This is a genomic window from Aliamphritea hakodatensis (genome assembly GCF_024347195.1).
Classification (GTDB): domain Bacteria; phylum Pseudomonadota; class Gammaproteobacteria; order Pseudomonadales; family Balneatricaceae; genus Amphritea; species Amphritea hakodatensis.
In genome coordinates, this window is the sequence record NZ_AP025281.1 from 1989531 (window position 1) to 2013846 (window position 24316).

Here is a 24316-nt window from a genome sequence, read left to right on the forward strand (position 1 = left end):
GACAGGAGCTAAACATGGCTGGCAAGACGTTATATGACAAGTTGTTCGAGCAACACCTGGTCCGCATGAATGAAGACGGCAGTGCGTTAATTTATATTGACCGTCAGGTACTGCACGAAGTGACTTCACCACAGGCATTTGAGGGGCTGCGTATTGCCGGCCGTCAGCCGTGGCGGATTGATGCGAACATCGCGACCCCGGACCATAACGTACCGACTACGGAGCGTTCCGGTGGTGTGGAAGAGATTGTTGATCCGGTGTCTAAGATTCAGGTGAAAACCCTGGATGAGAACTGTGATGATTTCGGCATTCTGGAATTTAAAATGAACGATCAGCGTCAGGGTATCGTTCACGTAATGGCGCCTGAACAGGGGGCTATTTTACCGGGTGTAACCGCCGTTTGCGGTGATTCCCATACTGCAACCCTGGGTGCGCTGGGTGCGCTGGCGCACGGTATCGGTACGTCTGAGGTTGAGCACGTGCTGGCAACCCAGTGTCTGATTACCAAGAAAATGAAGAACATGCTGGTTCGCGTTGATGGCGAACTGGGTATGGGGGTGACGCCAAAGGATGTCATCCTGCACATTATCGGTGTTATCGGCACGGCTGGTGGTACCGGCTATGCGATTGAGTTTGGCGGTGATGTATTCCGTAACATGACGATGGAAGGCCGGATGACGGTCAGTAACATGGCGATTGAAGCCGGTGCTCGTGTGGGACTGGTGGCAGTGGACCAGACCACGGTTGATTACGTTGAAGGCCGTCCTTTTGCGCCAAAAGGTGCGCAGTGGGATGCGGCGGTTGCTGCCTGGCAGGATCTGGTCTCTGATGCGGATGCAGAGTTTGATGAGGTGGTTGAAATTAAAGCCGCTGATATTGAACCGCAGGTTACCTGGGGCACGTCACCGGAGATGGTGGTAGGTGTTTCTGAGCTGGTGCCGAATCCTTCAAATGAAGCGGACCCGGTTAAAGTTGACGGCATTGAGCGTGCGCTGAAGTATATGGGGCTGGATGCTGATCAGAAGATTACGGATATCCAGCTGGACCGCGTGTTTATCGGTTCGTGCACCAATTCCCGGATCGAAGATTTACGGGATGCTGCGAAGGTTGTTGAAGGCCGTAAAGTCGCCGGTAACATTATTCAGGCACTGGTGGTGCCGGGTTCCGGTCTGGTGAAAGAGCAGGCGGAAGCGGAAGGTCTGCATAAGATCTTTACGGAAGCGGGCCTTGAATGGCGCGAGCCGGGCTGTTCTATGTGTCTGGCGATGAACCCGGATAAGTTAGGTGCCGGTGAGCATTGTGCCTCTACCTCTAACCGTAACTTTGAAGGCCGTCAGGGCTTTGGTGGCCGTACCCATCTGGTGAGCCCGGCGATGGCTGCAGCAGCAGCGATTGCAGGTCACTTTGTAGACGTTCGTGAAATGGTTAAGGCATAAGGGGAAGCAATCATGAGAAAGTTTAATCAGCACAGCGGGATTGCCGTACCTTTAGACCGTGCCAACGTTGACACGGATATGATCATCCCGAAGCAGTTTCTGAAGTCCATCAAGCGTTCCGGCTTTGGTCCGAACCTGTTTGATGAGTTGCGCTACCTTGATGAAGGTTTACCTGATCAGGATTGCAGCGGCCGTCCGGTGAATGAAGAGTTTGTACTGAACCTGCCCCGCTATAAAGGTGCCAGCGTATTACTGGCCCGGGAAAACTTTGGTTGTGGTTCAAGCCGTGAGCACGCGCCGTGGGCGCTGGATGACTACGGTTTCCGTTCGGTGATTGCACCGAGCTTTGCAGAAATTTTCTATAACAACTGCTTTAAGAACGGTTTATTGCCAATCGTCCTGAGCGAAGCACAGGTTGATCAGCTGTTCACTGAAGTTGCTGCGAATGAAGGCTATGAACTGACCGTTGATCTTGAGCGTCAGGTGGTTGTCACGCCGTCCGGTGCTGAAATGGCATTTGAAATTGACGATTTCCGTAAGCATTGTTTGCTGAACGGTCTGGATGATATTGGTCTGACGTTGCAGCATGCTGATGATATCCGTGCTTATGAAGCCAAAGCCCGCGCCGCAAGCCCGTGGTTGTTTGACGCGATCCGTTAACAGAATTTATAAAGCAGCTGAGGTGTCGGCTGCTTTCGAGATTGGAAAGGTTAAAGAATGTCTAAGAATGTTTTGATTTTGCCGGGTGACGGCATTGGTCCGGAAATTGTGGCTGAAGCCCGCCGTGTACTTGAACTGGTAAATGCGCAGGATAATCTGGCGCTGGAATTATTTGAAGCGCGTGTAGGCGGCTGTGCGATTGATGCGGACGGCGTGCCATTACCGGAAGCGACGCTGAATGCAGCTAAAGATGCCGATGCAATCCTGCTGGGTGCAGTCGGTGGCCCGAAATGGGATACCAATCCTGACTTCCAGATTCGTCCGGAAAAGGGTCTGTTGGGTATCCGCTCTAATCTGGAACTGTTTGGTAACCTGCGTCCGGCGATTCTGTATCCGCAACTGGCGGATGCGTCTTCACTGAAGCCTGAGATTGTTGCCGGTCTGGATATTCTGATTGTGCGTGAACTGACCGGCGGTATTTATTTCGGTCAGCCACGGGGTGTGCGTGAGAAAGAAGGCGGTATCCGTGAAGGCTACAATACCTATGTCTATGACGAAAACGAAATCCGCCGGATCGGCCGGGTAGCATTTGAAGCGGCCCGTGCCCGTGATAAGCGTCTGTGCTCTGTTGATAAAGCTAACGTACTGGAAGTTACCGTACTGTGGCGCGAAATCATGGATGAGCTGTCCAAAGAATATCCGGATGTTGAGCTGAGCCACATGTACGTGGATAACGCAGCCATGCAGCTGGTCCGTGCGCCCAAGCAGTTTGATGTGATGGTGACCGGCAACATGTTTGGTGACATTCTGTCTGATGCTGCAGCGATGCTGACCGGTTCAATCGGTATGCTGCCGTCTGCTTCGCTGGATGAAAGCGGTAAGGGTATGTATGAGCCGTGCCACGGTTCTGCACCGGATATCGCCGGTCAGGGCATTGCCAACCCGCTGGCAACGATTCTGTCTGCGGCAATGATGCTGCGTTACTCTCTGAATGCCGGTGAAACGGCAGACCGCATTGAAGCGGCTGTCAGCACAGTACTGGATCAGAACCTGCGGACCGCTGATATCTGGTCTGACGGTATGACTAAGGTAAGCACCAGCGAAATGGGTGATGCCGTGGTGGCTGCCCTGCAGGCATAAAACATCATCTGTGTCTGTTTTCAGGCACAGAAACGGCACCCATTGCCAGGTTACGACCTTGGTATGAGTACCGTCTTGACCCGGAATGGTCTTTTGAAGGATCTTGATCCGGGTCAGCGTTATGTAAAAGTCGTATGAAGCTATATAGTTTATGTATTAGAAATATTGCATAATACTGAGTTCGCTTACTGCGATTGCGTAAGTAAGTTTCTTCTGGGTGAAAAACAGAAGGGGCAGACAGGCTGGTGTTGCAATTCAGGCACCGGCTTTTGTCGTTTTTTAAATCCTTAATTTGGTGATTAATACAATGAAGCGTGTAGGTTTTGTTGGTTGGCGCGGAATGGTTGGTTCTGTGCTGATGCAACGCATGATGGAAGAGCGGGATTTCGATCACATCGAAGAGCCGGTCTTTTTCACGACATCCCAAGTAGGTCAGGCCGGTCCGGATATTGGTAAGACGATTCCGGCGCTGAAAGATGCGACATCCATTGAAGATTTAAAACAGATGGATGCCATTATTTCCTGTCAGGGTGGCGACTACACGAAACAGGTTTATGCTGATCTGCGTAAGGCAGGCTGGCAGGGTTACTGGATAGATGCTGCGTCTTCTCTGCGTATGGAAGATGATGCGATCATCGTTCTGGACCCGGTAAACATGAATGTCATCAAAGACGGTCTGAGCAAAGGCGTAAAGACTTTTGTAGGTGGTAACTGCACCGTATCCCTGATGCTGATGGGCCTGGGTGGCCTGTTTAATGCCGGTCTGATTGAGTGGATGACGTCCATGACCTATCAGGCAGCGTCCGGTGGCGGTGCCCGTCACATGCGTGAACTGATCACCCAGATGGGCATGATCAAGGAGTCTGTGGCGACTGATCTGGCGAATCCTGCCAGCGCAATCCTGGACATCGACCGTCAGGTTGCGGATATCATCCGTGAAGGCCTGCCAACGGATAATTTTGGTGCGCCGCTGGCCGGCTCTCTGATCCCATGGATCGACAGCCCGCTGGAGAATGGCCAGAGCCGTGAAGAGTGGAAGGCGTACGCGGAAACCAACAAAATTCTGGGTCTGAATGACAGCCCGATTCCAATCGACGGTACCTGTGTACGGATCGGTGCGATGCGTTGTCACAGCCAGGCGTTCACCATCAAGCTGAAGCAGAACGTACCGATGGATGAAGTTAACGCCATGCTGGCAGAAGCCAACGACTGGGTTAAAGTTATCCCTAATGAGCGTGAAATCACCGCGGCTGAACTGACGCCAGCGAAAGTCACCGGTACCCTGAGCGTACCTGTAGGCCGTCTGCGTAAGATGAATCTGGGTGATGAGTACCTGAATGCATTCAGCGTGGGTGACCAGCTGTTGTGGGGTGCTGCTGAGCCGCTGCGCCGTATGCTGCGGATCCTGATGCAGGGTTAAGTATTACGGATTTAAAAAAAACCGCCTTTATGGCGGTTTTTTTGTGGCTGGTGTTTATACCGATGAAGGGCGTTGCCTGATTTGCTGGACCAGCACGCCAATGATAATCAGCGCGAAGCCGATCAGGGTTGAGTAGAGGACTTCCTCACCGACGATGACCGCCAGCAGTACCAGTGAAATTGGCGGTGCCAGATACACCAGGTTGCTGAGCTGAGCGGTATTGGTTGCCAGCCGTAATGCGCTCATCCAGCACAGAAAGGCAAAACTCATCTCAAAGGCGCCGATGTAAACACCGCCAGCAACCGCAGCCAGTGGAATCTCACTGAAGCCGTTCTGCCAGAGCATCATGCCGGACAGCATGGGCAGGCTCAGGCCGAAGCACAGCAGCAGGGTGATCACCGGATCATGGGGGTATTTGGTATTGAGAATCCAGTAACTGGAGAAAAAGACTGAGCTGCCCAGCCCCAGTGCAACCCCCAGCGGCTGTTTGAAGTCCAGCGCCATCAGTTCTCCCTGAGTGGCAATGACCAGCACCCCGGAGTAGGCGATGATGATGCTGAACAGGTTTATCCGGGTGAAGGTCTGGCCGAGAAAAGGAACGGCCAGCATGCTCAGCATGACCGCCCAGGTATAGTTCAGTGCCTGGGCCTGCTGGGCAGGCAGAATGTCATAGGCCGCGAACAGGATCAGGTAATAGGCGGTTGGATTAAGGAAAGCCAGTAACAGAAAGAACCCCGGGGATTGTTTCAGTAACTGCCAGGCCGGTCGCAGTTTCTGTTGCTTCCAGGCCGCAGCCCCTAAGATCGCCACGCCGGTTGCGACAGCAAGCCAGAGCATTTGCAGCGGTGTCACCAGCGACAGGGTCAGTTTAAACGCGCTGGCTACCGTGGACCACATCAGTACGACACACATCGCCAGCAGAAATGCTTTGCGGTTCATGTTTTCTCTTCCTTAAGGGTGCCGGGTTAAACCAGTTTGGCTTCAATGTCTTTTACGTCTTCCATGACCACAAAGGTACTGGTCTGGGTGACAAAAGGCAGCGAGGATATCTTTTCGCCCAGTACCGCCCGGTAGGATTCCATATCGGCGGTACGGACTTTCAGCAGGTAGTCAAAATTAGCGGCAATCATATGGCATTGCTCGATTTCCGGAATGCTCCGTACCGCATCATTAAACGCCTGTAATGCCTTGGTGCGGGTGTCGCTCAGGGATACCTGTACAAAGGCAACATGCTTGGTGCCGAGTTTTTTCTGATCAACCAGGGCGATGTAACCCAGAATGTAGCCCTGGTCTTCCAGCCGGCGCATGCGAATCTGGCAGGGGGTTTTTGATAGCCCAACCCGTGAAGCGAGTTCGGTGATGGTGATCCGGGCATTTTTTTGCAGTTCACGGAGAATTGCAATGTCTAATTTATCCAAATTGTCCATGTGTAGGCTTCTTTTTATGTTTTTGTAATTCTATGCTGCAATAGCGAAAAGGATACGCCTATATATTCTCAGATTACAGGGAAAAAGACTTGTTACTTTTTCATATAATTTATGGCTTTCATGTCACATGATAAAAACTGTTGGCCGGAAAAAGTCGCTTTTGGTGCCAAAGCCGTCGACACAAGGGTGCCAAATCTGATTTTTTTCCTATAAAAGCCAATAAAAACCAAATACTCAGCCTAAGCGTCTTTAATCGTCCAGACGACTTAGGTAGAGTGGCGCTAGGAATAATAATAAAAAAGCTCCGGTTCGGAGATCGCATTTCCTGACCAGGGCTTTAAAGCAAGTTCGCGCGACGTAATTGCTATCTGGAGTCAAAAAAATATGCATCAACTCGCTGGTCTGACCAAGGCACAGATCATGGATCTGTTGACCGAAAAATTATGTGCACAGGTGGATTCATCCCTCGCACAGTCGATTACCCATTACGCTCACCAGTTTTTCAGTGTTTCCCCCCCTTCTGATTTGCAGCGCAAATCCCTTGAAGATCTTTACTCTACTGCCTATTCATACTGGCAGGTTATTCAGAACTACGACGGTACCCGGCCGGAAGTGCGGGTTTTCAACCCGGATTTTGAACACTATGGCTGGCACTCAAACCACACGGTTGTACAGATCCATAATGTTGATATGCCATTCCTGGTTGATTCGGTTCGCATGGAGCTGAACCGCCGTGAAGTGGCTATTCATAACATCAACAACTGCGTGATGGCAGTTGAGCGGGATAACAAGCATCAGTTGACCAATGTCACCACGCCGAATGCGCGCAGTGATGCGGCACGTATGGAATCTGTGATCTGTCTGGAAATTGACCGGGATTCGGATCCGGCGTTGCTGGATGAGCTGCGTGACACCCTGGCCAGTGTGCTGGAAGATGTGCAGTATGTGGTTCAGGATTTCCGTGAACTGCAGGATCAGGTACAGGTTGTTAAAGAGCAGTTAAAAGAAACCGATGCCAACAACCCTGACATTAAAGAAGCCCGTAAATTACTGGACTGGATGGTGGATGAGCATTTCATCTTTCTGGGCTACGAACATGTCAGTTATAAGTATGCCGGTGCGAAAGTCACCGAAAATGCTGATGTGAAGAGCCGTCTGGGCATTCGCCGTCTGGCCGCGGATAAGAAAGGCAGCCATGTGCTGACTGACTGTGAGCGTGACTTTGCCGGCAATGCTGACCTGGTAAGCTTCAGCAAGGATACCATCCGTTCGACAGTACACCGTCCGGCGTACCGTGATCTGGTAATTGTGAAACAGTTTGATGCCAAGGGTAAGGTTACCGGCGCGCACCGTTTCTATGGTCTGTACACGTCTTCAGTATTCTTTGCCAAGCCGCTGAGCATCCCGATGGTTCGCCGCAAAGTTATTCAGACCCTGTCTGCCTGTGGTTTTGAACCGGGCGGCCACAGCCATAAGGCGCTGGTGCAGCACCTGATTGATATGCCCCGTGAAGAACTGATGCTGGCAAGTGCCCAGGAACTGCAGGATACTGCGATGGGCATCTTTAACCTTCAGGAACGCCGCAAGGCATGCCTGTTTGTGCGTCAGGATTCCAGTAAGCGTTTCTATTCCTGCCTGTATTACATTCCCCGAGACCTTTACACCACGCAATTACGCCGCCGCATTCACAAGCTGTTGGTTGACGGTTTCCATGCGCTGGATTCTGAAGTAAACGCACAGGTTTCTGAGTCGATTCTGTCCCGTACCCATTTTGTACTCTACGTGGACCCGGAACAGCAGAAAGATGTTGATATCAAGACCATTGAAGCGCGCATTCTGGAAATGTCCCGCTCATGGCCGGATGATCTGCAGGCTAACCTGATTGAAGCATTCGGTGAAGAGAAGGGCAGCCGCTATAACAGTAATTTCCGCAGCGCTTTCCCGTCGTCGTATACAGAGAACTTCTCGACGGGCAATGCGGTATCCGATATCCAGCACCTGGACAGCCTGAGTGACGACCGTCAGATTTCCATGAGCTTCTACCGTTCTTTTGAGGAATCCAGTGGCATTCTGAAGTTCAAGCTCTACAGTGCGAACGAGTCTCTGGTACTGTCCGATGTCATTCCGGTTCTGGAAGATCTGGGACTGCGGGTGATGAATGAGCATCCGTATCAGATTAAGGCCGCAGACGGCCGCACCTACTGGGTGAGTGACTTCCTGGTGAGTTATGGTCAGGAAGATGCCATTGAGCTGGAGCAGGTTAAAACCATCCTGCAGGACACCTTTATCAGTGTCTGGGAAGGCCGTGCCGCCAGTGATAAATTTAACCGTCTGGTTATCGGTGGTAATCTGGCATGGCGTGAAGTGGCGATGCTGCGTGCCATTGCCCGTTACATTAAACAGCTGCGCTTTGGTTATTCCCAGCCGTTTATGGCTGAAGTGCTGCACCGGAACATTGCGATTACCCGTCAGCTGACCGAATTGTTCCATGCCCGTCTGAACCCGGAAAAATCCGGTGATGAAAGCCGGGTTGAAGCCATTGAAGCAAGCGTTCTGGAAGCGCTGGAAGGTGTCGCGAGTCTGGATGATGATAAAATTCTGCGCCGCTTCCTGGTGGTGATTCAGGCCATTCTGCGGACCAACTTCTTCCAGATGGCGGAAGACGGTAAGCCGAAGTCTTACTATTCATACAAAATTGATTCCCAGTCTATCCCGGATATTCCGCTGCCTAAGCCAGCCTTCGAGGTGTATGTCTACTCACCGCGTATGGAAGGTGTACACCTGCGGTTCGGTAAGGTAGCCCGTGGCGGTCTGCGCTGGTCGGACCGTACCGAGGATTACCGTACCGAGGTGCTGGGTCTGGTAAAAGCGCAGCAGGTGAAGAACTCGGTTATCGTACCGGTGGGTGCGAAGGGGTGCTTCATTTGTAAGAAAATGCCGGTGAATGGCAGCCGTGAAGAGATTCAGGCGGAAGGTATTGAGTGTTACAAGCTGTATATCCGCGGCTTGCTGGATATCACTGATAACCTGGTGGGCTCTGATGTGGTGTATCCGCCACACGTGGTTCGTCGTGACGAAGATGATCCGTATCTGGTGGTTGCAGCCGATAAAGGTACTGCAACCTTCTCGGATATTGCTAACTCAATTTCTGAAGAATATAACTTCTGGCTGGGAGATGCGTTTGCATCCGGTGGCAGCCAGGGCTATGACCACAAGGGTATGGGTATTACTGCCCGTGGTGCGTGGGAGTCGGTGAAGCGTCACTTCCGTGAGAAAGATATCAACACCCAGAAAGAAGAGTTCTCGGTAATCGGTATCGGTGACATGGCAGGGGATGTATTCGGTAACGGCATGCTGCTGTCTGAGACCATCAGCCTGGTGGCAGCTTTCAACCACATGCATATCTTTATCGACCCGAATCCGGACGTTGCGCCAGCGTTTGCGGAGCGTCAGCGGATGTTTGAACTGCCCCGTTCCTCCTGGACCGATTACAACGCCAAGCTGATCAGTGAAGGCGGCGGTATTTTTGAGCGCAGCGCGAAGTGGATCAAGATCAGCCCGCAGATGAAAGCGCGCTTTGATATTGAAGAAGACCGTCTGGCGCCGACCGATCTGTTAAACCGCTTGCTGAAAGCACCGGTGGATATGATCTGGAACGGCGGTATCGGTACCTACGTGAAAGCGACACAGGAAAGCCATGCGGATGTAGGCGATAAAGCCAACGACAGCCTGCGGGTTAACGGTAACGAGCTGCGCTGTAAGGTGCTGGGTGAAGGCGGTAACTTAGGCTTCACACAGCTGGGCCGGATCGAGTTTGGTCTGAATGGCGGCTCGTCTAACACCGACTTTATCGATAATGCCGGCGGCGTGGACTGTTCCGACCATGAAGTAAATATCAAGATCCTGCTGAATGAACTGGTCAGTCAGGGAGATATGACGGTTAAGCAGCGTAACCAGCTGTTACGTGATATGACCGACGATGTGTCTGATCTGGTCCTGAAGAACAACTACCGTCAGGCGCAGGCGCTGAACATTGCTGAGTTGCATGCAAGCGGTGCAATGGATGATTACATCCGTCTGATCCGCCGTCTGGAAGCGGAAGGCAAGCTGGATCCCCAGCTGGAATTCCTGCCGGGTGAAGATGAGCTGCAGGAACGCAAAGAGAACGGGCTGGGCTTCACCCGTCCGGAACTGTCCGTGCTGATTTCCTATGCGAAAATCGAGCTGAAGCAGGCGCTGATTAACTCCTGGATTACTGATGATCCAAGCTTCTCCCGTGAAATGGAAACGGCTTTCCCGCAGCGTCTGCTGGAAGCCTTCCCTGAAGCGGTACGTAACCACCGTCTGCGCCGTGAAATTACCGCCACCCAGATTGCCAACGATCTGGTTAACCGTATGGGCATTGTTTACGTCAACAACCTGCGTACGGCGACTGGCCTGGATTACAGTGATATCGCTGCGGCGTATATGATTGTCCGTGAGCTGTACGACATCGATACCATGTGGGGTGAAGTTGAATCTCTGGATTATCAGGTAACTTGTGATATTCAGGTCACCATGATGCGTGACATGATTCAGCTGCTGACCCGCGGTAGCCACTGGTTGCTGCGTAACCGCCGCGACGGCTTGCGTCTGGAACCTTGTCTGGAAAGCTACAAAGCGGCTATTGACGAAGTAGTTTCCAGCGCTGAGAAGATCAGCAACACTGTGCCGGATAACCGGATGGCTGAACGCTATGAAGACTATAAAGCTTCAGGCGTGCCTGAGCGTCTGGCGGCATTTGCGGCGGCAACAGAAAGCCTCTACTGGTTACTGGATGTGATTGATGTGGCTTCCGAGCTGGATGAAAGCGTGGAAGTGGTGGCCCGGACATACTTCGGTCTGGGTACCCATCTGAACCTGGTGGGTCTTGACCGCAAGATCCGCGAGTTCAAAGCAGCCAACCACTGGCAGGCACTGGCGAAAAACAGCTACCGTATCGAGCTGGATACCCAGCAGCGGGGGCTCACACTCAGTGTGCTGCGCGGCAGTGAATCTGATCAGACGGTTGAACAGCGTCTGACCCAGTGGAGCGAATCCCATAAGGATCTGCTGACCCGCTGGAACAATACGCTGGCAGACATTGAAAACACCAAGCTGGTGGACTGTGCCATCTTCTCTGTGGCACTCAGCGTCCTGCTTGAACTGGCATAACCTGTGTTGCTGATCCGTTGAAACAAAGCCCCTGCTTAGGCAGGGGCTTTTTTATTTCTGCCGGTTATCATGATAAAAACAGACTCAGGTAAGCTAAATGCTTGAATCTGTAGTGGGAAATTTGTCATATTAATAAGCAGTATTAAGAATAATAACGAGGGCGAATATGCTGGCAGTGGCATATGCAGTGTACCTGGCACTATTGGTGCTGATTGGCTATCTGGCGTTCCGGCGTAACGAAGATCTGTCGGATTATCTTCTGGGCGGCCGGAGTCTTGGTGCCTGGTCCTGCGGTTTAAGTGCCGGTGCCAGTGATATGGGGGCCTGGCTTGTACTGAGTTTACCCGGTCTGGCAATGACCACCGGGTTCCATGTGCTCTGGCTGGTGGCGGGGTTGCTGGTGGGCATGTGGCTCAACTGGGTTTTCGTGGCACGCCGCTTGCGGGTGTACTCTGAACTGGCAGGGGATACTCTGACAATTCCTGCCTATCTTGATAATCGTTTTGAAGATAACAGTCGGCTGATCCGGCTGATTGCTGCCCTGTTTATTCTCGGGTTTATGTTGCTCTATACCAGTGCCGGTTTGCTGGCGGTAGGGCAATTGCTGGCCGGTGTTTTTGGCTGGGACCTGCGGATCGCAATTATTCTTGCCGCGCTGGCAGTGGCTTCGTATACCTTGCTGGGCGGGTTTCTGGCGGTATCATGGAGTGATGTCTTTCAGGCATTGCTGGTGCTGGCTGCCTTGCTGGCAGTGCCGCTGGCAGTGATTGATGATCAGGCGCATCTGGCGGCAAGCTTCAGCGCTCTGCAGGCGGCTAATCCTGCGATGGTAGACATATTCAGTAACCCTGAAGGGCAGGCGATTTCAGCCATTGGAATCATTTCCCTGACGGTGTGGGGGCTGGGGTATTTCGGTCAGCCCCATGTGCTGGCGCGTTTTCAGGCGATTTCGTCAAAGAATAAAATTATCTGGGCACGTTATATCGCCGTCAGTTGGGCGGCGCTGGTAATGGTCGGCGCCTGCCTTACCGGTTTGCTTGCACTGATTACGTTACCGGATTCGTTCACGGATACCGGCGGCGTGCTGACTGCTATGCTGAATGCGCTGTTCAGCCCCTGGGTAGCGGCATTATTGTCGCTTGCGGTACTGGCGGCAATTATGAGCAGTGTGGATTCTCAGCTGATGGTGGCGGCGTCGACCGTCGCCGAGGACTGTAACGCCCTGTTTTTTGACCGGGAAGCTGATGATGGTCTGAGTGCTGATATCGGGCGCTTTGCCGTCCTGCTGCTGGTGGCACTGGCCGCCTGGCTGGCGATCGGTAAACAGGCAGATATTCTGGAATATGTTGCCTATGCCTGGGCAGGGCTGGGTGCTACTTTCGGGCCGGTGATGCTGTTGTCTCTGTACTGGCCGCTGATGAACCGTGCCGGGGCTGTGACAGGTATGCTGGCCGGCGGGATGACGGTTGTGGTCTGGCGGCAGATGGAAGGTGGCTGGTTTGAGCTGTACGAGCTGCTGCCGGGAATTGTGGCAGCAACGCTGGTTGCGATTCTGATGAGTAAGCTGTTTGGTCCCCCCAGTAAGTCAGTACGCTGGATGTTTGCTAAAGTTCAGGTAAAGCTACGGGACTGATAAGAATGTCTGAATTTTTAATTATTCCTATAATAAGGGAGGAAAATTGGTTTTTGTCTTTCTAATGACTTAAAAGTTAGATGTTAAATGGTGCTTATCTTTATAATTTAGAGAAAGCGTCTTTCGTGTTGCAGCTAGAATGATTGCATAATAATTTTAGAGGTGACCTTATGCATCCGCGTATTCAATCTTGCCGCGAAGCTATCCGTGAACATTATCTGGCTGATGAAGCCGGGGTGATTTCAGACCTTATTGCCAACGCCCGTCTGACCGCCGCTGACCGTGAGGTCATTTCCCGCAATGCTGCCGATCTGGTACGTAAGGTCCGTACCGGGAGCAGTCCGTCGATGATGGAAAAGTTTCTTGCAGAATACGGTCTCACCACGAAGGAAGGTGTTGCCCTTATGTGTCTGGCTGAAGCGTTGTTGCGGGTGCCGGATACTGTCACCATCGATGCGCTGATTGAAGATAAAGTTGCCACCGGTAACTGGCGTGAACATCTGGGTCACTCTAATTCGTCACTGGTGAACACTTCCACCTGGGCTTTGCTGGTCACCGGAAAACTGCTGGCGCCCAGTGAAAGCCGTTCACTGGGGCAGACCGTCAAGGGAATGGTAAAGCGTTTAGGCGAGCCTCTGGTCCGTACGGCTGTTGCGCAGGCGATGAAAGAGCTGGGGCGTCAGTTTGTACTGGGCCGGGATATTCAGGAAGCGACCCGCCGGGCGACAAAGCTGGAAGCCCAGGGGTACTCTTACTCTTACGATATGCTGGGCGAAGCGGCCCGTACAGATGCTGATGCGTTGCGTTATCACCGTGCCTACAGCGATGCGATCAGCGCGCTGGCGCAGGCTTGCGTACATGATGATATCCGCATGAATCCGGGTATTTCCGTGAAACTGTCAGCGTTACATCCCCGTTATGAATTTGCTAAACGCGAGCGGGTGATGGAAGAACTCGTTGAGCGTACTCTGAGTCTGGCGGTCCAGGCCAAAGAAGCCAACATGGGTTTCAACATCGATGCCGAAGAAGCAGACCGTCTGGATCTGTCGCTGGATGTTATCTACGCCGTGCTGGCTCGCCCTGAACTAAAGGGCTGGAGCGGTTTCGGAGTAGTAGTGCAGGCGTTTGGCCAGCGGGCATCCTTTGTGCTGGACTGGCTGTATAACTGCGCCGAAGAACTGGACCGTAAGATTATGGTGCGTCTGGTAAAAGGTGCTTACTGGGATGCTGAGATCAAACGGGCTCAGGTGCTGGGTCTGGATGGCTTTCCGGTCTTTACCCGTAAGCTGAATTCCGATGTTTCTTACATGTGTTGCGCAGAGAAGTTGCTGGGCATGACTGACCGGATTTATCCGCAGTTCGCCACCCATAACGCCCATTCTGTGGCGGCTATCCTGCACCTTGCCAGAAATGTTCCGAATGATCAGTTTGAGTTCCAGCGGCTGCACGGAATGGGTGAATCCCTGCATGACGCTGTGCTGAAAAATCAGCAAACCCGCTGCCGGATCTATGCACCGGTAGGGGCACATCAGGATCTGCTGGCTTATCTGGTGCGCCGTCTGCTGGAAAACGGTGCAAACAGTTCTTTTGTGAATCAGATTGTGGATACCCGGATTCAGCCAGAAGATATCGCTGCAGATCCTTTTACCGCCGTTGCTGCGCTGGAAGGAAAAATTGCCAGCCAGACCATTCCGAAGCCTGCTGATATTTACGGTGCAGCGCGTAAAAATGCGCTGGGCTGGGATATTACCGATCCGCTGGTGATTGCTGAACTGGATGAGCAGCGGGCCGTCTATAAAGCGCATCAGTGGTCTGCCGGGCCGATGATTGCCGGTGCGGAGCCTGCGGGCAATGCTGCGGCGGTAATGAATCCGGCACTGGACGCTGATCAGGTAGGCAGGGTTATCAGTGCAACCTCTGAAGATGTACAGCAGGCCATTGCTGCCGCCCGTGAAGGCTTCAGTGAATGGTCGGCGTTGTCTGCTCAGGAACGTGCTGCCGTGCTGAATAACATTGCCGACGTGTATGAAGCGAATGCGGCTGAGTTTTTCGCGCTGGTGTGCCGGGAAGCTGGTAAAACCATGCTGGATGCGGTCGGTGAAGTGCGCGAAGCGGTGGATTTTGCCCGCTTTTATGCCAATGAAGCGATACGTATCGGTGATCAGCAGCCCGGCCGTGGTGTGCTGACCTGTATTTCGCCGTGGAACTTCCCGTTAGCCATTTTTTCCGGTCAGGTGCTGGCCTGTCTGGCGGCGGGGAATGCAGTGCTGGCTAAGCCTGCAGATCAGACGCCGCTGATTGCCGCCCGGGCGGTTGAGTTAATGCATCAGGCCGGTGTGCCGGCGGCGGCGTTGCAGCTGTTGCCTGGCAGTGGTCTGGAGGTCGGGGTGCCACTGACTTCCGACAGCCGGATCGACGGTGTTTGCTTTACCGGTTCCACTGCAACTGCTCAGTCTATTAACCGGGTGATGGCAAAAACGATGGCACCAGAAGCGCCGCTGGTTGCCGAAACCGGTGGTCTGAATGCCATGATCGTGGATTCTACGGCACTGCCTGAACAGGTGGTACGTGACGTCCTTATTTCGTCTTTCCAGAGTGCCGGTCAGCGCTGTTCTGCATTACGGGTTCTGTATCTGCAGGAAGACATTGCTGAGGGGCTGTTGGAAATGCTCTATGGCGCAATGGATGAGCTGACGCTGGCTGATCCGTGGGCCCTTTCTTCGGACATCGGACCGGTTATTGATCTGGCGGCCAAGCAGAAGATCGATGCCCATTGTCAGGCGTTTGCAGAGCAGGGGCGTATGCTCAAGCGTTTATCTGTGCCGGCTGAAGGCCGTTTTGTCGCGCCGGCGGTTATCCGTCTGGATTCGATCGCTGAACTGAAAGAAGAGATTTTCGGGCCGGTTTTGCATGTTGTTACGTTCAATGCGGAGCAACTGGATGCCGTGGTCGATGAGATTAACGCGCAGGGCTATGGCCTGACCTTTGGCCTGCACACCCGGGTGAATAACCGTGTTGAGCAGGTGGTCAGCCGGATTCAGGCAGGCAATATGTATGTGAACCGTAACCAGATCGGTGCGGTGGTCGGTTCACAGCCATTCGGCGGTGAAGGCATGTCCGGTACCGGGCCTAAAGCCGGCGGCCCGCAGTATGTTCAGCGTTTTAAGCAGGTGGTGCCTTATACCGGTGTTGCGGAACAGTTCGCTGAGGCGGTTTCAGCGCAAATGCTGCAGGCCCTGATTGCAGACGTTAAGCAGTTGCCTGTCGCAGCTCCTTCCGCTGTGCAGCTGGCCGCCCTTGCTGATGCCTGTCAGTTGCCGCTTCCTGAGCTGGACACAGAGCATTGTATGCCGGGGCCGACAGGTGAGCTTAACTTGCTGACCAACCATGCCCGTGGTGTGGTTCTTTGTCTGGGGCCGGATCTGGCGAGCCTGCGTGAACAGTTACTGATGGCGCTGTCACAGGGGAATGCGGCGATTGCTGTCGCCCCCGGCGCTGCCCAGCTGGCAGATAGCCTGCCGGAAGGTTTTGCAGTTAAAGGTGTCAGTGGCAGTCTGGATGAAGTTGCCCTTGTCGGCTGTGAAGGGTTTGCCGCGGTTGCCAGTCAGGCTGAGCCGGCAAAATTGCAGGCATACCGCCAGGCACTGGCTGAGCGGGGTGGTGCATTACTGCCGCTGCTGACTGAACCGGGTACCGTGGAGCGCTATGTGATTGAGCGTCACCTGTGTGTTGATACAACGGCGGCGGGGGGCAATGCCAGCCTGATTGCTCAGGTTGAGTAAGGCAGATATTGTTGTCGCCAAGCCCTCCCTGTGAGGGCTTTTTTGTATCTGTTTAATAAAGTTGCTTGATCTGCCGTGCAAAAGAGATTTTAATGTCTGCTGCTGAAATCAGTTCAGCAGTTTCTTTTTTGTTTATTCTTATTGGAATCTGAGCGCAATGAAAATGCCGCGTTGCTTTAACGTCATTTCATACCGACAAGCCAGCCGCCACATTATGTGGAATCCGGTTGCGTGTCTGCGTGCCTGTACTCTGATTACTGAATAAATCATTTTACAGTTGCCGCGGGACTTGAAGCGGCGCTGTGAAACCTTTCTCAAAGATTTTCCCGCTTTTGCTTTTTGTCTCCGGCTAAAAGGAGATAGTCATGTTGTTAATTACTGTTCTGGCCGGTATTACCGAAAAAGTTAATGGGTTCTTTTCTGCGCGCATCAATGCCCAGCGCCTTGAATACCTGGATGATCACTTATTGCGTGATATTGGTCTGGCCCGTGAGTTTGGCCGTATCGTCAGCTACGATTTCCGCGATGATGAATTAAGCACTATCCGTGCTGAGAAGGTTCCGGAAGGTGATCTGAAGGGCGGCGGTGGCTGAAGCCGGCTGTCGGCAAAGGAGTTTGCCGGCAGGGTAAATATTCAGGCGCAGGTTCGTCCTGTCCTGTAGCAGGCGGTTTTTGCAAACCGTCAGGGTGTGGCCGTCTGTGACGGCTACACTGTTTTATCCGGGATTGTCTGGCTTGCCAACAGTGCTTTGCTGGGGCTTAACAGATGTTGTTCAATGAGTTGGCAGGCGGTGTCACGATCCCGTTTCAGTAATGCCTCAGTGAGCCGGTCGTGTTCTTTGCGGTTGGCGTCGAAGAAGTCGGTCTGCTGCATGTTGCCGGTCAGCCACAGGTTACGGTAACGGGAGGCTTTCTCGTACAGGGAGCGCCTGACCTCCAGAAGCGTGGGGGAATTGCATCCAGCAACGATCGCACTGTGAAATTCGTGGTGGCGGCGTTCCCACTCCTGCGGATCTGCTTCCATTGCGGAGCTGAATTTATGCATTTTATGGGCTGCAGCAAGAATGCCGGCCTCCCATTCATCATCGCCCTGATCAATTGCCAGACCGACGCAGAGCGCTTCGATCCGTGCCCGGGTCTGATAGATATCGAGCATTTCTTCTTTGCTGATGGGGTGTACCCGGAAGCCACGCTGATTCTCAACCACCACCAGTTGTTCGATCAGAAGCTGTGAAAGGGCTTCCCTGAGAGGGCCTACGCCAACGTTATAACGCGCTTTCAGGCGCGCCATTGCCAGTTTTTCTCCGGGGGCGAAGAAGCCCTGCAAAATATCCTGTTTCAGGTCGCCGACTACACGGCCGGCGCTGTTGTCTCTGTTATCACTCTGCATGCTGTCTGATCGCTGAAGATTTCAGACGGAAGTTTACGGGATGTAGGGTGTGAGTTAAATATATTAATTTAAAATATTGACGAAAACATAAAATGTCGACATTATTGCATTTCATCGATATAAAAATAATGTCAGTTTTGCTACCGGAGGAAAAAATATGAATGCCGTACTGCCAGATATGATCGCTACGCAGGAGTGCTGCGGATTTACCACAGAGCCGTTTACGGATAATCCGCGTTTGCAGGTTGTCACTATAGAGGCTGATGTGATGCAGCGGTTTGTGGAAGGGTCGGAACACTGGCCATTGCAGGCACTGGAATACAAACCCTTCCTGCGGTTTGCGATTGCAGACTTTCTGGATGAACTGACGGATAACAGTCTGGCGCCACTTCTGAATGCCATCATGCGCAGCCGGGATACCGGGGCATTTCTGCTTAAATATGCAGCGCCTTTAACGGCGCTGGACGGGGCACAGGCAACCGAGCTGGACATTAAGTTATCCACGGCGGTATCACATCTGATCGGTGTGCCGAACCATGATGCAATGTATGGTAAGTTTTATGCCCGCTTTACCGTAAAGAATACCGATAATTCAGACAGTTACCTGCGTCAGGCCCATCGGCGGATGGAATTGCATAATGATGGTACCTATGTGGATGAGCGAACGGATTTTGTGCTGATGCAAAAGCTAGGTGAAGCCAATATGGAAGGCGGGGATTCCCTGTTACTGCATGTGGATGAGTGGCAGGAGCTGGATAAATTCTATCATCACCCGCTGGCCAAACAGGATATTTTCTGGGGGGCGCCAAAGTCCAAGAACGTCAGCACAAAGGTACAGCATCCAGTATTCTTTGAAGAGGATGCGCAGGGTAAACCGCATATGTTATTTATTGATCAGTTTGCGGAGCCGCAGAATATGGCGCAGGGCCGTTATCTCTATGAAATGGGTGAGTCGCTGGAAGCTGATCCGAATTTTATCAGAGTGCCGTTGCCGGTTGGTTCAATGCTGGTGGTGCAGAATCATTGCTGGCTGCACGGCCGGGACAAGTTTGTCGCCCACCCTGAGCTGAGCCGCGAGCTGCTGCGTCAGCGTGGCCATTTTTACCAGTAACCGCGTGTTATAAGCAGAGAAACAGATGAAATACGATTATCTTGTGATTGGTGGTGGCATCGTCGGAGTATCCACCGCCTGGCAACTGCAGCAGCGCTTTCCGGAAAAGAAAATAGTGTTGCTGGAAAAAGAATCTGCGTTCTCGCAGCATCAGACTGGCCATAACAGTGGTGTGGTGCATGCCGGGGTCTATTATGCCCCCGGCAGCCTGAAGGCAAAATTCTGCAAGGCTGGCGTTGCGGCGACTCTGGCATTCTGCCGGGAGAATGATATCCCCTTTCAGCAGTGCGGTAAGCTGCTGGTTGCCACGACGCCACTGGAAGTGGAACGGATGCAGGCGCTCTACAGCCGCTGTCATGATAATGGTATTGATGTGGAGTTACTGGATGCCGCTCAGTTAAAAGCTGAGGAGCCGAATGTTGTCGGCCTGGGGGCGATTCTGGTGAATGATACGGCAATCGTTGATTACCGCCTTGTCACTGCCCGTATGGCTGCGCGCTTTGAGGCGCTGGGCGGGCATATACGTTTATCCCATGAAGTGACAGCGCTGGAGGAAACCCCGGAATATGTCCGGGCAACGGCGAAGCACAATGGGCAGACGGTCACTTTTGACGGTGAATTTCTGGTCGCCTGTTCCGGCCTGATGGCAGACCGGACGACCCGGATGCTGGGCATCGACACTAATTTTCAGATCATTCCGTTCCGGGGGGAGTATTACCAGTTGCCGGAACAGTATAACGATGTCGTCAAACATCTGATCTACCCGATTCCTGATCCTGATCTGCCGTTTCTCGGGGTACACCTGACCCGGATGATTAATGGTACGATTACCGTTGGCCCAAATGCGGTGCAGGGCTGGAAACGTGAGGGCTATGGCCGGATCAATTTCAGCCTCCGGGATGTCGCAGACATGGTTTGCTTCGGCGGTTTCTGGCGGGTGCTTAAGAAGCATTTCCGTACCGGTTTGGTGGAAACGAAAAACTCTCTGTGGAAGCCCGGTTATCTGAGGCTGGTGCAAAAATACTGCCCGCAAATCAGCGTAGCAGACTTGCAGCCTTATCCGGCGGGTATTCGTGCTCAGGCAGTGATGTCTAACGGTGATCTGGTACATGATTTTCTGTTTGCAGACAGCCCCCGCAGCCTCCATGTGTGCAATGCGCCGTCTCCGGCGGCAACGTCCGCAATCCCAATCGGAGATTATATCTGTGAACAGGTTTTATCCCGTCAGTCTTCCAGCGGCCAGTAATAAAACCTGTCAGGCGTACCGGTTTGTGTTTGAATAAGGCTACAATAGAGGTATCTGAATAACTTACCAGGGTGGTGTGATGCTTAGATCAGGAATGGCGCAAGTGTTGCTGTTGACGGTATGTCTGGGGCTGACGTTGTCGGCTGTGAATGTCCGGGCAGGAGAGGTTGACGGAAAAACCTTCAGAGACTGGCTGGGGCAGTGTGAGCCTATGCCTGATGGCCGGGAGTCCTGTTATATCCTGCAGCGGCTGCAGCGGGTCAACAGTGACAGCACTCTGATGATCACACAGGTTGGTTATCATCTGGAAACAAAAGAAGCGCTGGTGATCTTTCATTTACCCCCGGTACTGGATCCAAAAGAGATGCTGCTGTTTAAAACCGATGACAATGCCGCTATCAGTGTCGGTTATCAGTGTAATTCACAGCGGTGCCGCGGAGACATGATTCTGGATGACCGATTACTGTCTGAGCTGAAGAAAGGCCGGCAGGGGGTTGTCGCCTTTGTTGATATTAATAATGGTGAGCAGGTTTTTTTTCCGGTATCCCTGATGGGCTTTACCGCTGGTTTTAAGTCTTTGCAGTAGGCTTATTCGTCGGTCCAGATCACCCGCAGCGGTTCGCCAAAATCATCATAAATGACTTTCTTGCGATTGCGGGGGCGGTGTACAGTTGTTGCTGCCTGTTTCTGAGAGCGGCGGGCGTCCATTGTGGCCATCACATTTGTCAGCGGCGTACGTTCCTGGCGAGGCTCCGTAAAATTGAAGTTACGGGTGTTATAGGCGCCGTCAATCAGCCCGGATGCACCGCTGTTTACCTCACTCACCACACCGCCCTGGCTTAGGAACGCCTGGGTGTGCTGTGCAAGCTGTGCGCGTATTTCGGCTTTTGTCGGTCGCTTCATGGCTGTCTCACAGGGTGTACTTATTCTGAAGGTATTGCGTAACTGGCTAATTATGCACCAGCTACCGGGCTGACTGCAAAGATCTGTTACCCGCTTTGAGGCAGAAAAGCAGCTCTTTGGTCGGGCTATGCTACGAAAATATGCAGTTAACCTTTGTTTTTGCTCACGAAGCTTTCCGGCTATCTGGAAAGTCGACGGTAAAAGTTTTTCTGTCAATATGTGGTGCCCGCGGTAAAAGAGGTACAATTTCCTGCCATTATCAACAGAGGTTACCGGAGACAGGCGGTTTGGATTATCAGTTACGGCGCAGCAACCGGCGTAAAACAGTGGAAATTCAGGTGCGCCCGGAAGGGGTACGTGTGCTTGCGCCCGGTCATATCAGTCAGCAGTGGATTGATAGCTTTGTCGCATCGCGCCGGGGCTGGATTGAAACACGTCATGCAGAGCTGCAGCGTCAGTTACAGCTGATTGAGGCCCATAAAGCTGAGATTACTGAAGCCAGCCAGGTTTTATACCGTGGCAGCGCGTATCCTTTGCAGGTTTTATCTGATGCAGATCAAAGCGAAGTCAGCTTTTCTGACGGTGTCGTTACTCTTCAGGTTTCCCGCCGGGTGCGTAAGAGCCGGGAAGACGCTTGCCGGCAATTACTCGAAACGTGGCTCAGGCAACAGGCCGTGGCGATCTTCGACGAAAGAGTGGCCGAATGGTCAGCGCGTATGGCACTTTTTCCTGCATCAATCAAGGTTAAAAGCTTTCGACGAAAGTGGGGTTGTTGCGACTCAAGGGCTGAAGTACGGTTTAACTGGCTGCTGATTATGGCCCCGGATGAGGTGATTGATTACGTGGTAATTCACGAATTGGCTCACTTAAAGCATATGAATCATTCTGCTGCATTCTGGTCGCTGGTGTCCCGGTATTGCCCGGATTATAAACGCTGGCAAAACTGGTTGAAGCAACAGGGCGCGACACTGGTTCTGCCCTGAAAATACCAGTACAGCAGCGTTAGCTGTCATGATCAGTGAACATTCCATGGTCTGTTTGTGAACTGATATCTATGAATCTGTATGATGCTGTCGAACGAAACTGTTTTTTTACCCTCACCCGAAAAATTATCGGAAACGTCCTGTTTCTGATATCTCCCGCCGTTCTGCTTTGTCTGTTCGTTGTCTACTACATCTCCGGGCTGCAGCAGCAGGTATTACCTGTCGAGGCGGAAGTTTTACTGAATGACATGTTGCTGGTGATCTGGGGCATTGTTGGTTTTACGGTGTTTGCGGCGGTGTTTTCAGTGTTTTTTATGCGTCACCTGTTTCTTCGTCCGATTAAGGAAATGATCGTGGTGCTCAGTGCTATCCGTAATCAGGATGGCGATATATCTGCCCGCCTACCGGCATTTACCCATGATGAAATTTCCCAGATGGCCAGTGATTACAACGGTTTCTCGGACAGCCTGAAGCGAATAATTTCCAATACCCGGCATAAGAGCGTCAACGTAGCCCTGAGTGCGACCCGGTTGCAGCAGGTGCTACTGTCAGCTTATGAAGCAACCAGTATTCAGCAGACTCAGGCGCAGCAGGTACTGGAGGCGAGTGCTGAATCAACGGTAGCGATTGATGAAGTGGCAAAAAATACCCTGAATATTTCAGAATTTACCGCCAGTAATCTGGAAGAGATTCGCCAGTCTTCGGCAGAGCTGACCGGGGTTCTGGACCAGGTTCACAGTATTACGGAGCTTTCTCAGGGCTTTCAGTCCACGTTGCAGCAACTGAATGCCAGCTCAAACAATATCACTGAAATTCTGGTGATGGTTAAACAGTTTTCGGAGCAGACCAATCTCCTGGCGCTGAATGCTTCTATTGAGGCGGCCCGGGCCGGTGAGGCCGGACGGGGGTTTGCAGTGGTTGCCGACGAAGTACGGGGGCTTTCGCAGCAGGTTAATCAGGCCACCGATGCCATTGATGAAAATATTTCGCAAATGGCCCGGCTGATGGGGCAGACCCAGAAAGGGGCCGAAGACATTCTTGAGAATATTGAGCATGCTGAGAGCTTTATCGGTAATACCAGTCAGCATTTTCAGCGTCTGGTGAACGATTTTGAAGAGGTAAACGGTCAGCTTGGCAATATCAGCAGCAGTCTGGATCAGCTGTCCCACGTGAACCGGGATGCCCATGAGAAGGTAGAAAAAATTGCTGAGGTCAGCTGCGACATCCGTGAAGGGATGGAGTCTTCAAAGGAATATTCGGGGGATCTGGAGTCTGCGACAGAGGATACTCAGGAGCTCCTGTCACGGTTTAAAATTGGCTATGGCAGCTTTGAAACCATCATCGATGCCGGAAAACGCTGGAGCCATGACTTACAAACCGCGCTGGAGGCGATGGCAGATGAAGGGCTGAATGTATTTGATCAGCAGTATCGGCGGCTCAACAATGGGCAGGAGCCGGCCAAATTTGATCTGAGTTACACCGATATGTATGAAAAACGGCTCCAGCCTGTGATGGATGGTTTTCTTGATGAGTTACCGGATGTCATCTACGCCATTGGCGTGAACAGTCAGGGCTATGCGCCGGCGCATCATGGGAAGGTGTCCAAGCCACTGACCGGTCACTTTGAGACAGACAATCTGCAGAGTCGTCATCGCCGGATTTTCTTTGCTTCCCGGGCAGAGCAGCGCCGGGCTACTCATGACTCGAATTTCCTGTTGCAGACGTTTATCCGTGATACCGGGGAAGTACTGAATGATTTATCGTTCCCGGTGTATGTGAAGGGTAAGCGCTGGGGCAGTCTTATTATGGGCTTTAATGCTGAACTGCTGCTGGACCAGAGCGGGGACTGATCTCATATTTTAGGCAGTAAAACACCGCTTCAGGCTAACAGGCTGATAATTATGAGCTATGGTTGTTTATTGTAACCTTCGGGTTACTGAAATGGATTTCTGCATGGCAATGCGAAGCATGCAGACCAGGCTCAAGGTTGTA

The 24316-nt window shown here is 52.4% G+C and carries 17 protein-coding genes; 13 read left to right on the top strand and 4 right to left on the bottom strand.

The window, feature by feature from the left end; translation table 11 throughout:
* The first annotated feature begins 14 nt into the window (after nt 1-14).
* From leuC to asd, 4 genes are all read left to right on the top strand, one after another.
* The gene (gene leuC, locus PCI15_RS09095; RefSeq protein WP_271274011.1) at nt 15-1436 is read left to right on the top strand and encodes a 3-isopropylmalate dehydratase large subunit; all 1422 of its coding nucleotides are present in this window, start codon (nt 15-17) and stop codon (nt 1434-1436) included.
* A gap of 12 nt (nt 1437-1448) precedes the next feature.
* Complete coding sequence (gene leuD, locus PCI15_RS09100; protein WP_271274012.1) at nt 1449-2096, top strand: 3-isopropylmalate dehydratase small subunit; 648 nt, start codon at nt 1449-1451, stop codon at nt 2094-2096.
* A gap of 57 nt (nt 2097-2153) precedes the next feature.
* Nucleotides 2154-3236: a 3-isopropylmalate dehydrogenase gene (leuB, locus tag PCI15_RS09105; RefSeq protein ID WP_271274013.1), complete on the top strand. Its 1083-nt coding sequence runs from the start codon at nt 2154-2156 to the stop codon at nt 3234-3236.
* A 307-nt stretch (nt 3237-3543) separates the two neighbouring features.
* The gene (asd, locus tag PCI15_RS09110) at nt 3544-4656 is read left to right on the top strand and encodes an aspartate-semialdehyde dehydrogenase (protein WP_271274014.1); all 1113 of its coding nucleotides are present in this window, start codon (nt 3544-3546) and stop codon (nt 4654-4656) included.
* 54 nt (nt 4657-4710) lie between these two features.
* Here the strand turns inward: asd and PCI15_RS09115 are convergent, their stop codons facing one another.
* Both PCI15_RS09115 and PCI15_RS09120 read right to left on the bottom strand, forming a co-directional pair.
* A complete protein-coding gene (locus PCI15_RS09115; RefSeq protein WP_271274015.1) occupies nt 4711-5595 on the bottom strand; it encodes a DMT family transporter in 885 nt (294 codons plus the stop codon).
* A gap of 26 nt (nt 5596-5621) precedes the next feature.
* The gene (locus PCI15_RS09120; protein WP_205655807.1) at nt 5622-6083 is read right to left on the bottom strand and encodes an Lrp/AsnC family transcriptional regulator; all 462 of its coding nucleotides are present in this window, start codon (nt 6081-6083) and stop codon (nt 5622-5624) included.
* A 384-nt stretch (nt 6084-6467) separates the two neighbouring features.
* Here PCI15_RS09120 and PCI15_RS09125 point away from each other — a divergent pair, with 384 nt between their 5' ends.
* The 4 genes from PCI15_RS09125 (at nt 6468) to PCI15_RS09140 (ending at nt 17284) form a co-directional block, all read left to right on the top strand.
* Nucleotides 6468-11276, top strand: coding sequence for an NAD-glutamate dehydrogenase (locus PCI15_RS09125; protein ID WP_271274016.1), 4809 nt, complete (start codon nt 6468-6470; stop codon nt 11274-11276).
* 166 nt (nt 11277-11442) lie between these two features.
* Nucleotides 11443-12909 (top strand): sodium:solute symporter family transporter, encoded by a 1467-nt coding sequence (locus PCI15_RS09130; protein WP_271274017.1) that lies wholly within the window; start codon nt 11443-11445, stop codon nt 12907-12909.
* Between the two features lie 170 nt (nt 12910-13079).
* Entirely contained in the window at nt 13080-16691 is a 3612-nt protein-coding gene (putA, locus tag PCI15_RS09135; RefSeq protein WP_271274018.1) for a bifunctional proline dehydrogenase/L-glutamate gamma-semialdehyde dehydrogenase PutA, read from the top strand.
* 365 nt (nt 16692-17056) lie between these two features.
* Nucleotides 17057-17284 (top strand): DUF1127 domain-containing protein, encoded by a 228-nt coding sequence (locus PCI15_RS09140; protein WP_271274019.1) that lies wholly within the window; start codon nt 17057-17059, stop codon nt 17282-17284.
* A gap of 113 nt (nt 17285-17397) precedes the next feature.
* Here the strand turns inward: PCI15_RS09140 and csiR are convergent, their stop codons facing one another.
* Nucleotides 17398-18081: a DNA-binding transcriptional regulator CsiR gene (gene csiR / locus PCI15_RS09145; protein WP_271274020.1), complete on the bottom strand. Its 684-nt coding sequence runs from the start codon at nt 18079-18081 to the stop codon at nt 17398-17400.
* A 157-nt stretch (nt 18082-18238) separates the two neighbouring features.
* On the opposite strand from csiR, the gene glaH reads away from it, so the two are divergent.
* The 3 genes from glaH (at nt 18239) to PCI15_RS09160 (ending at nt 21024) form a co-directional block, all read left to right on the top strand.
* On the top strand, nt 18239-19192 hold the full coding sequence (gene glaH / locus PCI15_RS09150) for a glutarate dioxygenase GlaH (protein ID WP_271274021.1): 954 nt from the start codon (nt 18239-18241) through the stop codon (nt 19190-19192).
* A 25-nt stretch (nt 19193-19217) separates the two neighbouring features.
* Nucleotides 19218-20438 (top strand): L-2-hydroxyglutarate dehydrogenase, encoded by a 1221-nt coding sequence (lhgD, locus tag PCI15_RS09155; RefSeq protein ID WP_271274022.1) that lies wholly within the window; start codon nt 19218-19220, stop codon nt 20436-20438.
* A gap of 79 nt (nt 20439-20517) precedes the next feature.
* Nucleotides 20518-21024: an invasion associated locus B family protein gene (locus PCI15_RS09160; RefSeq protein ID WP_271274023.1), complete on the top strand. Its 507-nt coding sequence runs from the start codon at nt 20518-20520 to the stop codon at nt 21022-21024.
* A gap of 2 nt (nt 21025-21026) precedes the next feature.
* On the opposite strand, the gene PCI15_RS09165 is transcribed toward PCI15_RS09160, so the two are convergent.
* The gene (locus PCI15_RS09165; RefSeq protein WP_271274024.1) at nt 21027-21341 is read right to left on the bottom strand and encodes a hypothetical protein; all 315 of its coding nucleotides are present in this window, start codon (nt 21339-21341) and stop codon (nt 21027-21029) included.
* 287 nt (nt 21342-21628) lie between these two features.
* Here PCI15_RS09165 and PCI15_RS09170 point away from each other — a divergent pair, with 287 nt between their 5' ends.
* Nucleotides 21629-22324 (top strand): M48 family metallopeptidase, encoded by a 696-nt coding sequence (locus PCI15_RS09170; RefSeq protein WP_271274025.1) that lies wholly within the window; start codon nt 21629-21631, stop codon nt 22322-22324.
* 71 nt (nt 22325-22395) lie between these two features.
* On the top strand, nt 22396-24174 hold the full coding sequence (locus tag PCI15_RS09175; RefSeq protein ID WP_271274026.1) for a methyl-accepting chemotaxis protein: 1779 nt from the start codon (nt 22396-22398) through the stop codon (nt 24172-24174).
* Nucleotides 24175-24316 lie beyond the last annotated feature (142 nt).